This is a genomic window from Bacillus sp. B4EP4a (assembly GCF_006680105.1).
GTDB lineage: Bacteria > Bacillota > Bacilli > Bacillales > DSM-1321 > Peribacillus > Peribacillus simplex_E.
The window spans coordinates 247071-261596 of sequence record NZ_VHIK01000016.1; the positions used below are offsets into that span (position 1 = coordinate 247071).

General features: G+C 40.0%; 16 protein-coding genes and 1 pseudogene. 10 read left to right on the plus strand and 7 right to left on the minus strand.

The window, feature by feature from the left end:
• Positions 1-394 precede the first annotated feature (394 nt).
• The 6 genes and pseudogenes from FNK51_RS09565 to FNK51_RS09590 all read right to left on the minus strand — a co-directional run bounded on the left by FNK51_RS09565 (position 395) and on the right by FNK51_RS09590 (position 5715).
• Complete coding sequence (locus FNK51_RS09565) at positions 395-1288, minus strand: ClpXP adapter SpxH family protein (RefSeq protein WP_141993150.1); 894 nt, start codon at positions 1286-1288, stop codon at positions 395-397.
• Positions 1285-1689 (minus strand): globin domain-containing protein, encoded by a 405-nt coding sequence (locus tag FNK51_RS09570; protein WP_053534150.1) that lies wholly within the window; start codon positions 1687-1689, stop codon positions 1285-1287. Before FNK51_RS09570 ends, FNK51_RS09565 begins: the two co-directional genes overlap by 4 nt.
• A 234-nt stretch (positions 1690-1923) precedes the next feature.
• A pseudogene (locus FNK51_RS09575) lies at positions 1924-2214 on the minus strand (lytic transglycosylase domain-containing protein); the annotation flags it as partial.
• A 49-nt stretch (positions 2215-2263) separates the two neighbouring features.
• Positions 2264-4087, minus strand: a complete 1824-nt coding sequence (locus FNK51_RS09580) for a reverse transcriptase/maturase family protein (protein WP_141993152.1) — start codon at positions 4085-4087, stop codon at positions 2264-2266.
• A 583-nt stretch (positions 4088-4670) separates the two neighbouring features.
• A complete protein-coding gene (locus tag FNK51_RS09585; protein ID WP_286178617.1) occupies positions 4671-5105 on the minus strand; it encodes a transglycosylase SLT domain-containing protein in 435 nt (144 codons plus the stop codon).
• Positions 5106-5136: 31 nt separating this feature from the next.
• Positions 5137-5715, minus strand: a complete 579-nt coding sequence (locus FNK51_RS09590; protein ID WP_141993153.1) for a CYTH domain-containing protein — start codon at positions 5713-5715, stop codon at positions 5137-5139.
• Between the two features lie 315 nt (positions 5716-6030).
• Between FNK51_RS09590 and yjbM the strand changes: the two genes are divergently transcribed.
• From yjbM to FNK51_RS09605, 3 genes are read left to right on the plus strand one after another with little or no spacing between them, the layout of a single operon-like run.
• The gene (gene yjbM, locus FNK51_RS09595; protein WP_034314484.1) at positions 6031-6651 is read left to right on the plus strand and encodes a GTP diphosphokinase; all 621 of its coding nucleotides are present in this window, start codon (positions 6031-6033) and stop codon (positions 6649-6651) included.
• A gap of 50 nt (positions 6652-6701) precedes the next feature.
• A complete protein-coding gene (locus FNK51_RS09600; protein ID WP_053534153.1) occupies positions 6702-7496 on the plus strand; it encodes an NAD kinase in 795 nt (264 codons plus the stop codon).
• 17 nt (positions 7497-7513) lie between these two features.
• The gene (locus FNK51_RS09605; protein ID WP_141993154.1) at positions 7514-8428 is read left to right on the plus strand and encodes an RluA family pseudouridine synthase; all 915 of its coding nucleotides are present in this window, start codon (positions 7514-7516) and stop codon (positions 8426-8428) included.
• Positions 8429-8523: 95 nt separating this feature from the next.
• On the opposite strand, the gene prpE is transcribed toward FNK51_RS09605, so the two are convergent.
• Complete coding sequence (prpE, locus tag FNK51_RS09610) at positions 8524-9267, minus strand: bis(5'-nucleosyl)-tetraphosphatase PrpE (protein ID WP_141993155.1); 744 nt, start codon at positions 9265-9267, stop codon at positions 8524-8526.
• Between the two features lie 122 nt (positions 9268-9389).
• Here prpE and mgtE point away from each other — a divergent pair, with 122 nt between their 5' ends.
• From mgtE to spoVAC, 7 genes are all read left to right on the plus strand, one after another.
• A complete protein-coding gene (mgtE, locus tag FNK51_RS09615) occupies positions 9390-10760 on the plus strand; it encodes a magnesium transporter (RefSeq protein WP_098371404.1) in 1371 nt (456 codons plus the stop codon).
• A gap of 133 nt (positions 10761-10893) precedes the next feature.
• Positions 10894-11667, plus strand: coding sequence for an enoyl-ACP reductase FabI (fabI, locus tag FNK51_RS09620; protein ID WP_098371280.1), 774 nt, complete (start codon positions 10894-10896; stop codon positions 11665-11667).
• A 302-nt stretch (positions 11668-11969) separates the two neighbouring features.
• The gene (locus FNK51_RS09625) at positions 11970-12284 is read left to right on the plus strand and encodes a hypothetical protein (protein ID WP_098371279.1); all 315 of its coding nucleotides are present in this window, start codon (positions 11970-11972) and stop codon (positions 12282-12284) included.
• A gap of 11 nt (positions 12285-12295) precedes the next feature.
• Positions 12296-12871 carry a hypothetical protein gene (locus FNK51_RS09630; RefSeq protein WP_141993156.1) on the plus strand — a complete coding sequence of 192 codons (576 nt, stop codon included), beginning with the start codon at positions 12296-12298 and terminating at the stop codon, positions 12869-12871.
• Between the two features lie 14 nt (positions 12872-12885).
• A complete protein-coding gene (locus FNK51_RS09635; protein ID WP_098371277.1) occupies positions 12886-13251 on the plus strand; it encodes a DUF1360 domain-containing protein in 366 nt (121 codons plus the stop codon).
• A 400-nt stretch (positions 13252-13651) separates the two neighbouring features.
• The gene (locus tag FNK51_RS09640; RefSeq protein WP_377396212.1) at positions 13652-14038 is read left to right on the plus strand and encodes a sporulation protein; all 387 of its coding nucleotides are present in this window, start codon (positions 13652-13654) and stop codon (positions 14036-14038) included.
• 15 nt (positions 14039-14053) lie between these two features.
• Positions 14054-14524 (plus strand): stage V sporulation protein AC, encoded by a 471-nt coding sequence (gene spoVAC, locus FNK51_RS09645; protein ID WP_141993157.1) that lies wholly within the window; start codon positions 14054-14056, stop codon positions 14522-14524.
• The last annotated feature ends 2 nt before the right edge of the window (positions 14525-14526 follow it).

The window sequence follows — 14526 nt, forward strand, 5'->3', positions numbered from 1 at the left end:
GTTGTACGAAAGATTAGGAAATAAAAACAAATGATTTAATATTTCTTGTGATTTACTTCACAATTAGATTCATTCCCACGCTTATCAGATATCAAGAACACTTATGTCTTTTAATTAAAATGGGCTCTTATTTAGCTATATATACCAGAAACGATAATTAAAAAATGAAAAATATATATTGTGAACAATTTGTGAAATGTTACACATACAGTTGAAACATAACTGGGTTATCTGTTATATTGTTTATTGTGAAGTGAATCACAAACAAACTTATACCCCTTTGTTTGATCGTGAAAAATTTCTCCCATCCCCTTATTTTCTTATAAAAAAAACCATGCAATCTTTTGATTTGCATGGTTTTTCCTTTTTAAATATAACAAAAAAGCAGTCAAATTCATGACTGCTTCTTTGTATATCTCCAAAACGTTCCGTATTTAGCAGGAATCTTCTCTGCCAACTGTTTTAAAACAAGCTTTTTCATTTCCAACTCGACGTTATTCTTATTCATATTATAAACAGTTTCAATTTCCTTTGTGGCCACTAGTTTGAAACAGCTTAAAAATTCTTCGAGAGAGGGGGGTTTTGCAGGGGCTGGAAGACCATTGAGCATATCTTCTAAAATTTGAACATATACCTCGTAAGAATAGACACCTGAAACTTTTATTCCCTCTTCTTCAATATTTTGATTGAAAAAGACAAGGGAAGGTATTTCAGTCACTTCCATTTCGCTTGTGATTTTCATGTCACATTGAAAGCCTTTGGCTGCACTGGAAGAATTGATGTCATAAAGGAATTCCTCCACATCCAGTCCAACCATTTTGGCACATTCGGTCAAGACTTCGATATTGGATATATCCTTTTTTCCTATGAATACATATTCTTGAAGCTGCCTTAAAAAGCGAATGGCCAATTTACGCCCCTGCAATTCCGCTGCTTTTATTGCGATGGAAGCTGTATATGGAGAAGAGATTGGGTTTTCAGACCAAAGGCTCCCGTCGCAGGACATTCCCGAGCGGCTGGCTGTCTTTTCCCAAACTTGAGCAATGTTTTCATAATTTTTATTTTTCCCCATATTAAGAGAATCGATTTTACCGCTTAAAACATGGCGTAAACTGAACAATTGGCCATATTCTATCTGTAATTTCCTAATAATTGGTTCTAAGCCCCAGCATTCGGGACAAAGCGGATCAACAAAAACATAAATTTCAATTGGCTTTTTTCCTATATCATAGCAATGCTGCGTCTTGATCCAATCGGAAATATTGAAAACTGGTTTTTGTGCGCTCAACTGTCTTCTCCTTTCCCGTCAGTTCCGGATGTATTGATCATATGCTGTGCTGTCAAATAGAGGCGGTGATAGAAAAACTCCCTAATCTCACCCTCAAGGCCAACTTCGTCCATAGCTTGATACATGCATGAAAGCCATGCTTTCGCACGTTCTGGTGTAATTTCAAAAGGTATATGTCGAGCCCGCAACATAGGATGGCCATGCTCTTCGGTATATAAAGAGGGACCGCCTAAATATTGAGTCATAAATTGTTTTTGCTTACGGACCGTTTCAGTTAAATCGTCAGGGAATATTGGCTGCAGATCCGGGTGCTGACTAACGTTGGAGTAAAACACATCAATTAATTTGTGTAATTGCCCTTCTCCAATTAATTCATATGGTGTAGGGTTCCCTTGCATCATGTTGATTACTCCTTTTAAAGAAAGATGGTTGATATTTATTCATATTTTATCAATGACGTACTGATATAACAAATATATAGCTTAAAGAAAATTTTACATCTGTAGTATGACACAGGGGAATGATCGGAAATTACACCTTTGGGGGGCTCTCCCATTTGTTCTGGGTTTGTGGAAGAAGCCATATATAGACATGAAAAAAACTGACCCGTCACAAATAAACAAGGTCAGCTTGCTTTAGCTTGAAAATGTGCCATAAACTTTTTGAACATAGTTCTGAGTTTCTTTAAAGGGCGGGATGCCGTTATATTTATCGACGTTTCCTGGCCCTGCATTATAAGCAGCAAGGGCAACCTGGATGTCCCCGTCATATCGTTCCATCATTTGACTTAAATATTTACTCCCGCCCATGATGTTTTGTTCTGGATCGGTTGCATCATCCACCCCAAGGCTTTTTGCAGTTGCTGGCATTAAGTAGAGTAAGAACCCGGCGCCTTTCCATATTTCTATGGTAGGTTTCCAAGAACTCCTCCCCGAACCGTACGTACACCTCTCGACGTATACGGCTCTCCATTTATCAATCTAGCTTCCCGTTATGCAAGTTGAGGTGACATTCTTTACAGAGTGCCATGGTTTTGCGGTTACGTTCTATCATTCGCTTTTCCCATCTCTTCTTGCCTTTGAGGTCTTTTAACTTTTTTATATGATGAATTTGTAGAGGAAGATTTGTCTTCCTACACCATTCACATTGACCAGCTAAAAGTCTTTCGATTAAACTCGTTCGATTGTAGATTATATTTCTTCCCGAAGGGATAGCGTCTATTGTTTCTTCTTTTGAAATGTGAACTTGTTTTTTAAATCCGTCATTATAAAAGAAGGAAACCTTTTTTCCTTTGGCAGTTTCATATCTTACTCCAAAATGACCATTTATGCTGAATTTATTGATTATCTTTTTAACGCTTGATTTGTATTTATTTGCGAATGTTTTATACATGCTATATTCCATGATGTGCTTGAAACCATCAAGTTTATAGACATCATTCGCTAGTCTGTAGTAATTGTACAAACCTCTTATTTCAGCGTTATAAGTAGAAAGTATCTCTAAATCGTCATTTTGAAGTAGGTGCGCTCGGTGAGCTGACTTCCACTTTTTTGTGTTTGAGTCTATTTTTAACGCTTTGTATTCAATCAGTTTGTTTCTCCAAACTTCATGAGGGAGTAAAAGTTCGCAACACATGGTTCTAGTACGTTGTTTGTGACCACTTGCGGTAAATTTAGTCGTCAAATTATCATGACTAATTTTAACATCGTATCCTAGGAACCTCGCTCTATTCTTAGAATGAGTGATTAGCGTTTTCTCTTGAGATAGTTCAATCTTTAATTCATTCTCAAGAAATAGAGTGATTTCGCGCTTAATCTTTCTACAATCTTCTTTACTCCCAATGACCCCTATAAGGAAATCATCAGCGTATCTAACGTATTGAATTCTTTTATAGTTATCGTCCATTGGTTCTTTGTAAGGAAGTTCCATCATGTGTTCTTTTAATTTCTTAACATGTAGTTGTGCTTCATCTTTTTCTTCTGCACTCATTTCGTCCCACTTCTCTTTGTATCTTGCTCTTGCTCTGAGAAGTCTGGCTTCCCGAGTTCGATAATCTTTTAACCTTTTACGACTTTTTCCTTTATCAAAGTTTGATTTATAAACTTTCATAAAGTAGTCTAGTTCATTTAGGTAGATGTTAGAGAGAATCGGACTGATGATTCCGCCTTGTGGTGTTCCACTGTATGTTTTATAAAATTGCCAATCTTCTAGGTATCCTGCTCTTAGGAATTTCCAAATCAAGTTGATGAAGTGTTCATCATCAATTTTTCTTTTTAGTATTCCAATGAGAGTGTGATGGTCAATATTATCAAAAAAGCCTTTAATATCGCCTTCGATGAACCATTTGGCTCCTGAAAATCTATCTTTCACTTGAGCCAATGCAGTATGACAACTTCTTTCAGGGCGGAATCCATGAGACATTTCGGAAAAGTTTTTCCCATAGATACTTGCTAGTATCATTCGCACAACTTCTTGTATTAACTTATCTTCAAATGATGGAATGCCTAAAGGTCTTTTATCTCCATTCTTTTTTGGGATATAGACCCGTTTGGATGGTTTTGGTTGATAACTAAAATCTTTAAGTTTTTCAATAAGTTTCTCAATACGTTCAAGACTCATACCATCAATGGTTTGTCCATCTACACCTTCTGTCATGTTGCCTTCTTTAGAGTAGATCTTCGCATATGCGATAAGATAAAACTCCATGTTGTAAAGATTTCTATAGAGCCTTTGAAATTTGTAATCTTCACGAGTTGTCTGCTTCGCTAGATTGTCTAACACTACTCTTGGACTTCTCATAGAGCCTCACGCTCCTTTCCAATTTAAGTTAGACTAGATAAACTGTTCCCCTTCGCCATGTGATAAGCTTTCCTTATCTCGGACTACTACGGGAACTCCGTTACCTTATTGGATATTCAGACACTATTGTCATAGCTTTTAGAAAGCGTTCCAACTTAGGTAATCACCATTTAGTACATATAAGAACAAGCACGTTGTAATATCGGATGCGACGTTCGTCCTTTTATCCTTTATTGGGAACGGTCAGCCTTGAACCACTCACTTCTGACATGCAGTTAATCAGAGGTGCAATTGAAAATAAGCCAACAGTTATCTTATTTCCCTTGGCTGTATAACGTTTATAACTACTTTCCGTTATAGGTGGGCCTTTAACCCCCTTGGACTGTCGTTCAGGCAGTTTAGCTTTCATCCTTGTTTACAACTTTTCATCTTGCCATTCAGTCGTATCATAGTAGTTTGATAACTTATGGCTTTCCTAACATGCTACACTCCCCGATATTGGTTTCCCTCACGGATAAGTTAGGTGATGACAGGTAATTGTGGTTAAACCTGCTTCTTGCTAGGGAAGATTTCTTATATGACCTTATGGTCGCACCTGCATAAGGCCAGTAGCACCCGCATAACTGGTTGCTTCAGGGGTGAAGTTCGATTCTTGTTTAATGACAGACTTAATCAGTTTTTCCGGGAGATTATATAAACTGGCCGCCTGGCTGATTATATGATCATAGTTTGTTGCGGTTTCGCTGCTGCTCTGATTGTTAGGATGGGCAGCGGATATCGTGTTGATGTTCATGGATGTTAGGCCGCCGGGTTGAAGAAAGGATTTCGTTTCCGCTTCCACATTGGATAATAAGGAACCCAATTTCTGCGAAGTGCTTTCAAGAGCATCACCCGAAACCAGTTCCGAGAGCATGTCCTGGAAAACGAATCGAGATGAATTTGTATTTGTGAGGCTGCCATTTGTGAATTGCTGGATTGCTTGCAATTCCATAAACGTTTTGAAATCTTGGATTTTCAAACTCTCCACCTCCGAATGGGTTCAAACAGGATTATTCCTGGAATTTGGCGCGATAAAACCTCTTAACCTTATTTTCGGTTTCCCTTACCGGAATTTGAAGGGTTTCAAGGAGGGTCAGGAAGTTTTTTTTCCCGGCTTTTGCATCCGTCACTTCATATTCAAGCTCAAAGTCTTCCTGATTCAAATACGAACTATGATCTAATACAAGTAAACCCTCTTTGTAAGGAAATTCAAGACGGTCTGTCTTTAGTGTCCCAAAGCAGGTAAAATCTTTTGGATCAATTCCGCATTCTAGGATAAGATGTTGGATCTCGCCATCAGGGAATGTGTTATGATTCAGAAATGCATATGCGGTTTCTTCAGGAATATCTTGATTCGTTTCCAATAATCCTTCTGTAGCGGGCTGTTTTAAAGTCAGCTCGTAACGCCCGTTTTTCTCCCGGATTCTAAGCGCAGAATCTTGATTTTTTAAAGTGAATCCGAGTGTATCGAAGTAATGATTTTTCTGGGTTTTAAAGTTCGATGCCCCGAGATGAAAGTATTCGATCAGTTGACGAAATTCTTTTTCGCTTAAAAGGTTTTTAAATTCAATTTCAATATGCTGGTTCATGTGTTCCATCCTTTCTGACTGATTCTTAGGTTAATCATATAAGAACCATTCCAGCTGTCAAATTGAATTCAATAATTTTTGCTATTATACTTGAATATTTAGGAATCAATTGCAGGATATGATAAAATATAAACGTTGAGCACGAAAAATGGATTATCGTATATATAGAAATTTAATACATACTTTTTGCTAGAAAAAGAAATAGGATCCAGCGGTGAATTGGCATAAAGTCATGTGACTGCTGGATTTAGGAGAGCGTTCTGCCCATACCAGAGTTGAACAGGCGCTTTTTAGATAGATATAGGTGGTGTGGCAATGGAGAGTTGGGACGATTTCTTGGCGCCTTATACTCAGGCTGTCGAAGAATTAAAGGTTAAGCTAAAGGGATTAAGGAAACAGTTTGAGAGAGAGAATATTCACTCGCCGATCGAATTTGTAACAGGCAGGGTAAAGCCGATTGTCAGCATTTTGGATAAGGCGAGCTTGAAGGATATTCCCATTGATAAATTGGGAACTGAAATTCAGGATATTGCAGGGCTTCGCATGATGTGCCAGTTCGTGGATGATATCGAACAGGTAGTTGAACTTTTACGAGGTCGCAATGACTTCGAGATAGTCGAGGAGAGGAATTATATTTCCCATAAAAAAGCAAGCGGCTATCGTTCTTATCATGTTGTAATCCGCTATCCGGTCCAGACGATCCATGGCGAAAAAAATATCCTTGCCGAAATACAAATCAGGACTCTTGCGATGAATTTTTGGGCAACGATTGAACATTCTTTGAATTATAAATATAAAGGCATTTTCCCGGAAGATATTCAACTGCGACTCAAACGTGCAGCGGAAGCGGCCTTCCTGCTTGATGCAGAGATGTCGCAAATCCGTACGGAAATCCAGGAAGCACAGCGTCTTTTTTCCAGGAAGAAAGATTCTTGAACGCATAAATGGGTAAACGAGAAGAAATCTAATTTGTGAGGTGGTATTACATGAAATTTGCGATTACGTCAAAAGGAGATGCGAAATCGAATACTTTAATGCAAAGGATGCGAACGTATCTTCAGGACTTTCATTTGGAATATGACGAAGATCAGCCGGATATTGTCATTTCTGTCGGTGGTGATGGCACTTTATTATATGCTTTTCACCGTTATAAGAATCGATTGGATAAAACTGCCTTTGTCGGTGTACATACAGGACATCTTGGTTTTTATGCAGATTGGACCCCTGATGAAATTGAAAAATTGGTGATAGCTTTAGCTAAAACCCCATTTCAAATAGTGGAATATCCACTGCTCGAAACGATTGTCCGTTATCAGCATGGAGGACGGGAAGCAAGATTTTTGGCTTTGAATGAATCGACGGTCAAAAGTGTGGAAGGGACGCTTGTCATGGACGTTGAAATACGCGGCCAGCATTTCGAGACGTTCCGTGGAGATGGTTTATGCATTGCGACGCCATCTGGAAGCACGGCGTATAATAAGGCGCTTGGCGGTGCCATCGTCCATCCATCAATCGATGCTATCCAGATTACCGAATTGGCATCCATTAATAACCGGGTGTTTAGGACGGTAGGATCTCCACTTCTGCTGCCGGCACATCATACGTGTATGTTCAGGCCGGTCAATGCGGTCAATTTTCAAATTACGGTCGACCATTTGTCCTTGCTTCAGGAAAATGTAAAGTCGATACAGTGCCGAGTGGCAGATGAAAAGATCCGATTTGCCAGATTCCGCCCTTTTCCTTTCTGGAAAAGAGTGCATGATTCATTTATTGCTAATTAAGGAGATAGATTCACCTCATGTCAAATCAAAACTTTTCTTTGACCTGGTCGGTTTTTGAAGAGGATTCTGGCTCTTTATTGCGAGAGTTTCTCAGCAAATGCGATATTTCAAAACGAGCATTAACGGATATTAAGTTTAAAGGTGGATATATCCAGTTGAACGGCGAAGAAGTGACCGTAAGGGAACGGATTGAAACGGGCGACATCGTCACCGTCATATTTCCGCCGGAGCAGGCAAGCGAAGGTCTTTTGCCGGAACCCATCCCCCTGAATGTCAGGTATGAAGATGAGTTTGTATTGGTGGTGGCCAAGCCCCCTTCCATGAATACCATTCCTTCCCGCGAGCATCCCAACGGCAGTCTGGCGAATGGCCTGGCGGGTTATTATAGGAAGACGGGAATACAGGCGACGATCCATATAGTTACACGTCTTGACCGGGACACATCAGGTTTGGTTTTAATTGCCAAGCACCGGCATATCCATCACCTTTTAAGTGAACAGCAAAAATCAGGACAGGTTAAACGGAGATACCAAGCCGTAGCTGAAGGAATCGTTGAAGGACCTGTAGGAGAGATAGTGGCGCCAATCGGACGAAAATCGACCAGCATCATTGAACGGGAAGTCAGGGAGGATGGCCGGTATGCCTGTACCCTATTTAAGGTATTGGCACATACAGAGTCCTATACATTCCTTAATTTGGAACTCCGAACAGGGCGTACACATCAAATCAGGGTCCATATGGCGCATATTGGTCACCCGCTGGCTGGTGATGATTTATATGGAGGGAACAGGAGAGGTATCCCTCGCCAAGCCCTTCATTGTTTTGAATTGAAATTTTTACATCCTTTCACCAAGAAGATGATGTTGTTTCAAGAAGAGTTACCAGAAGATATGACCCGTTTGCTCGAGGGAAGTAAAGGATGGGATTCCTGACTTTATATCCGTCCGGGCTGCATTAAACGAAACCAAGATTATGAAAAAACTTCATAGACGCAAAAAAAACTCACCAAGATGGCGAGTTTTTTTGGTTAATCAAAAGATGTCCTGAATTTTTCCGCTATATATGGCATGGAAGAAGGCACCTCTTGAAGATCCATTTCGGGATAACGGACAGCCGTCAGTTTTCCACCGAAGACGCAGCCTGTATCAATATTATATGTATGATTGACTCGTCTAGCTTCAGGGACTGGTGTATGTCCATATACGATCCATGTTTCCCCTTTGTATGATTGTGCCCAGTCTTTCCTGACCGGTGACCCATCGGGATGTTTGGAGCCATTGATATCACCATAGAGGACAAAGGTTTTTACCTTATTGCTATATTGGCCAATATAGTCTCTGCGAATTCCTGCATGGGCAATGATCAATCGCCCTTCATCGATGAGTTGATAAAGTGGGGAACGTTCATACAGATCCATAAACTTTTTTCGGATCTTCTTCTGCTCCCGAATGTTCAGTGATTCATATTCAGCTACAGTAGTCTCTAAACCGTGTGAAATTTGAACTTTATTGCCTGAAAAATAACGATACAATTTATTGCAGTGGTTACCTGGGGCATACCTTGCTATATTTTGGTTAATGACTAATTCATGGACAACCTCTATTACTTGAAGGGAGTTTGGGCCGCGATCGGTTAAATCCCCTACAAAGCCGAGAATTCTTCCAGAGGGATGTACAGGAAACCCAGTCTCCCATGTATAGCCCATTTTTTCGGTCAGCTGCCTGAATTCAGCGAAACATCCATGAATGTCCCCTATGATATCGATGTTCATTTGACACACCCTTTGTTTGTTTTGTATATGTTTATGGTATTAGTATAGTATTATTTAAAAAAATAAAATATAAACGAGGAAATGAAAAAATATGTTTTAGGAGGTGTATGGTTATGGAGGAGATGAAGGACCGGGAGCGGGAGAATAGTCAAATGAATAACGAGCTTTTGCTTGAAGCGCTAAAAACGGAAAGTCTAGATCAGTTTCGTACGGAGTTCCTTGAAATGCATCCATATGATCAGGCTCAATTTTATACAAGCTTGTCAGATGAATTCAGATCCGTCGTCTACACATATTTGTCACCGGAAGAAATGGCGGACCTTTTTGAAAATATAGAAATAGATGAAGAGGATTACGAAAGCCTGTTGGCTGAAATGAATCCTACTTACGCAGCCGATATGCTTTCCCATATGTATGCGGATGATGCGGCTGACGTCCTGAATGAAATCAATGATGAGCAGGCAGTCAGCTATTTGACCATCATGGATGATGAAGCGGCAAGTGAAATCCAGGAGCTTCTGAACTATGAGGAATCTACGGCAGGAAGTATCATGACGACAGAATTCATTGCCATTGAAGCAAATGAAACCGCTCGATCAGCCATGCAGATCTTAAAAAGGGAAGCTCCGGAAGCGGAAACAATTTATTATGTGTTCGTAACCGATCAGGATAAGAAGTTGCTTGGTGTTTTATCGCTCAGGACATTGATCATTGCTGATGAAGATGCTTTAATCGGTGATTTAATGGATGACAGGGTAGTTTCCGTACCTGTATCTGAAGACCAGGAAGAGGTGGCACGAAAAATAAGGGACTATAACTTCCTTGCCGTGCCAGTCGTCGATTTCCAAAACCATTTATTAGGGATTATAACGGTTGATGATATCATTGACGTCATGGATGAAGAGGCATCCGATGACTATTCTAAATTGGCAGGTATCTCTGATCTTGATCATGTTGATAAGAGTCCATTTTCCGCTGCAAAAAAACGGCTGCCATGGTTGGTCATCCTCTTATTTTTAGGCTTGCTGACTGCGAGTTTGATCGGCCGATTCGAAGAAACACTAAGTCAAAAAGCGATTCTTGCTGTATTTATTCCATTGATTGGCGGCATGGCTGGAAATACAGGAACACAAGCATTGGCAGTAGCGGTCAGAGGGATCGCAACAGGTGAATTAGAACAAGAAAGCAAGTGGAAACTGGTCCTTCGAGAGGCTGGAACTGGCCTTATTATTGGCCTGACATGTGGAATTGCCATCACTTTCATTGTCTATTTTTGGCAAGGTGATTTAATGCTAGGATTATTAGTCGGTATTTCCATTTTCATAACTCTAATCGTGGCCACACTTGCCGGTTCAATCGTCCCGCTTCTTATGCATAAAATGAAAATCGACCCAGCGGTAGCTTCAGGTCCTTTCATTACAACAATCAACGACCTTATCAGTATTCTTATTTATTTCGGATTAGCAACATTATTAATGGGCTATTTACTATAAGTCAAAGAAGGCCCTCTTGGAGGGCTATTCCCACAGGACTTTAGAAAACGGTGTTTTTATCAAAGGAATTTTGATATACTATCATTAGTAGCAGGTACTAATAACTTGTATTAAAAATAGGAGGTCACATACGATGACTTTTTCATTAGAGGGAAAAACGTTTGTCATAATGGGTGTAGCGAATAAAAGAAGTATTGCATGGGGAGTTGCCCGTTCCTTACATAAAGCAGGTGCAAAGCTGATATTCACTTACGGAAAAGACCGTACGGAAAAAAGCGTTAGGGAACTATCTTCTACATTGGAAGGGGAGCCTTCCGCCATTTTACAATGTGATGTAACGAAGGATGAAAGCATTGAAAAATGTTTTGCGATGATTAAGGAAGAAACAGGTATCATTCATGGCGTGGCACACAGTATCGCATTTGCTAACAAGGAAGAGCTGGACGGCGAGTTCGTCAACACGAGCCGTGAAGGGTTCTTGCTTGCCCATAATATCAGTTCATTCTCTTTGACGGCTGTAGCTAAAGCGGCGAAGGAAATCATGCCGGATGGTGGCAGCATTGTCACAATGACGTATCTTGGCGGTGAACGGGTCATGCCAAATTATAATGTAATGGGAGTGGCCAAGGCCTCACTAGAAGCCAATGTCCGTTACCTGTCAAGTGATCTTGGCAAAGATAACATCCGAGTGAATGCAATTTCAGCTGGTCCAATCCGTACCTTATCCGCTAAAGGTGTCCGTGACTTCAATACAATTTTAAAGAAGATTGAGGAAGAAGCACCGCTCCGTCGTACAACGACTCCGGAAGAAGTAGGGGATACGGCAGTATTTTTATTAAGTGACATGTCCCGCGGAATTACCGGGGAAAATATCCATGTGGATTCTGGTTATCATATAATCGGATGACAGTAATTGAGGGGGGCCGATATCGGTCCCCTTTTTTTGTTGATTGTCCACTATGCAGGTATGAACTGCTACATCCTCAATTGAAATCTTTCCGATTTTTTCATCTTCAAATGTTTTAGTTTTCTCCGCTAATCCCCACCATACTTAAGTTTGGTTAGTGTCCTTTTTTGAGGAGCGGCACATCTCCAGCATAAAGAAGGGTGAATCTCATATAAATGATACATAGAGCTGATATACATTGTTTGCGAGAATCGGCAAAAACCTGCTTTCAACCCTATTCGTGAAAAAGAAGGAGGGGAATCATGGACGTGAAGAAAGTTGGTCTGCCTTGTGCTGTTGGAAAACAAACCATATACAATCCGCTGAAGAGACATATTAATTTGAATGAAAAAAATATCAGCACTCCATATACTGCCGAGGAATTGGTGGAGCTATTGTCCCGGCTTCCAGCCTTTGCACCTAAACCTGTTTGTAAGTTCATCATCAATGACCGTACACTGTTTGGGAAATTGGAACAAAAAAAAGAATCCAGTTTATTCATAAGGCATAAATTTGGGAAAAAAGTTGTCCAATACCATATGGAGCAGCTGCAGTCTGTGGATATCCTGAAATATTAAGGAGGGTTTTCATGTCAGGGAAAAATGGCGATAAGGAATCCAAACCACTTTTATATGTCGATCAAGCAAAAATATCAGATCAGCGTGGGAATATGCAAAGTGATTTTCGAACGAAAAAAGCTACACCTAAAGACAGTGTTGAGCCTGAACCCGAACTACAGGAAGCCGAGCAAAAAGAAGAAAAAATCGAAAAAGTCAAACGAGAATTCGGTGTTTATGATGCCATGAAGGAAATTGAAAAAGAGATTACGGGATTAAGGAAAATCACCGGACAATATGTCCCTGAGCAAACTCCGGTTGAACAAATGGAACATCCTGAACAAATAGAACAAGAAAACGAAAAACCAGTTAAGAGAAAAAGGAAAAAGGTGGAGAAGAAAGAATCTTCCCGCGACATCATTTCCCGCCTATCCAATCATCAAGGTTTTCCAAAGCCATTATGTGAGGCTATTGTTAACGGAAAAACAATTCAGTTTCATGTATTGGGAATGAAGGGGGAATCAGTGAAGATTAAAAGAGGGAAGCATATTCGTTTCGTGGGCCTGCCGGATATCATCGATGCCAAAATAATTGAAGAACCTAAGTGAAGGAGCAATATTAAATGTTTCCCCCACAAAATGAATTTACCTTATTTATAATATTAGGCTTGGCTTCCTTCAGGCTGACACGCTTGATCGTTTTCGATAAGATCCTGGAGCCGCTGCGCCGCCCCTTTTTTACAGAAATAGAGGAAAAAAATGAAAAAGGGGATGTGGAAATATTTTTAATGCCCAAAGAGAAGGGCCTGCTTGGCTGGATTGGTCAATTGCTGAGCTGTTTTTGGTGCGTTGGTGTCTGGGTAAGCCTTTTTCTGGTTTTTCTTTATATCCAACATTGGTTTATTGGCGACGTATTGATATTAATCCTTGCCGTAGCAGCAGTAGGCGCAATCATTGAGGTCATAATCAGCAAAATTATGGACATTTGATTGGAAACAACTTGTCTCTTCGTTCATATAGTATGGTATAGATCTTAAAGGAGGAGTTATAAATTGAATCAGAAACAGAATCCATGGGCTTATGCAAAACCGATTAAAAAAGATCAGCCGGTCAAAATCAAGAAAGACTGTGGCTGTAATAATAACAATAAAAATAAAGGCTATTGAGTGAAGAAACCTTTCCATTTTGGAAAGGTTTTTTATTTCCTAATCCTACCATTCATAAAAAAACAGTTATACAAGAAAATAACAATAGAACGATAAATTAGGATGTGATTCTATGCTCAGACAAGGAAGATATTTTAAGGGCAGCTTGCTGGTTTTTATAGTTTTTTTGTGTGTGCTTACTGCTTGCAGCAATCAGAATGATGGAAAAACGGAGAATTTAGCAATGATTAAACGTACGAATCCTGAACCGATGGATATCATTAATGGAATGGATGAGAAGGATGAAAAGGGACTGATCTCAAAGGTCAAGGAAACAGTTGCTAATGAAGACACCATCTATGACGTGATCGTCGTGAAAAACGAAAAAAAGATTATCGTCGCTTATAAAGTTAAGCACCTGCAACGTTTTCATATGAAGAAAATTGAAAAGACTGTGACTGAAAATCTGGAAGAGAAGTTTCCCAAAAATGATTTTATCGTATCAAGCGATTATAAAATATTTTTGGAATCTGTAAGATTGAACGAATTACTCAAAGAAAAAGATGTACCCGAAAAAAAGGCAAGGAAGAAGTTCAAGGAAATTGAAGAACTTCAAAAAGAATTAATTTAGAAGAGAGGTTCAGCTATGAGTGGCAAGGAGAAAACGACCCCACAGCAGAATGCGTATCAAGAGCTCCAAGGGAAGCATGAAATTAAAAGACCAATAGTGAAGAATTGTTTGAAAGCTTTTTTAGTAGGTGGCATTTTCTGCATAGTGGGACAAGCCATTTCCTACTTCTATATTTACTTTTTCAACTTTACGGAACAGACAGCCGGAGGTCCTACAACTGCCACCATGGTGTTCCTGGCCCTTTTGATGACCGGTTTCGGATTTTACGACCGCATTGGCCAGTTTGCTGGGGCAGGAAGTGCCGTCCCTGTTACAGGATTCGGTAACGCAGTCATTTCGGCAGCAATCGAACATCGGACGGAAGGTTTTGTACTTGGTGTTGGATCCAATATGTTTAAATTGGCCGGATCTGTCATTTTATTTGGAGTATTTTCAGCCTTTGTCGTGGCGTTGATAAAAACAATTTATCAAATGAGTGGGGGCTAAGC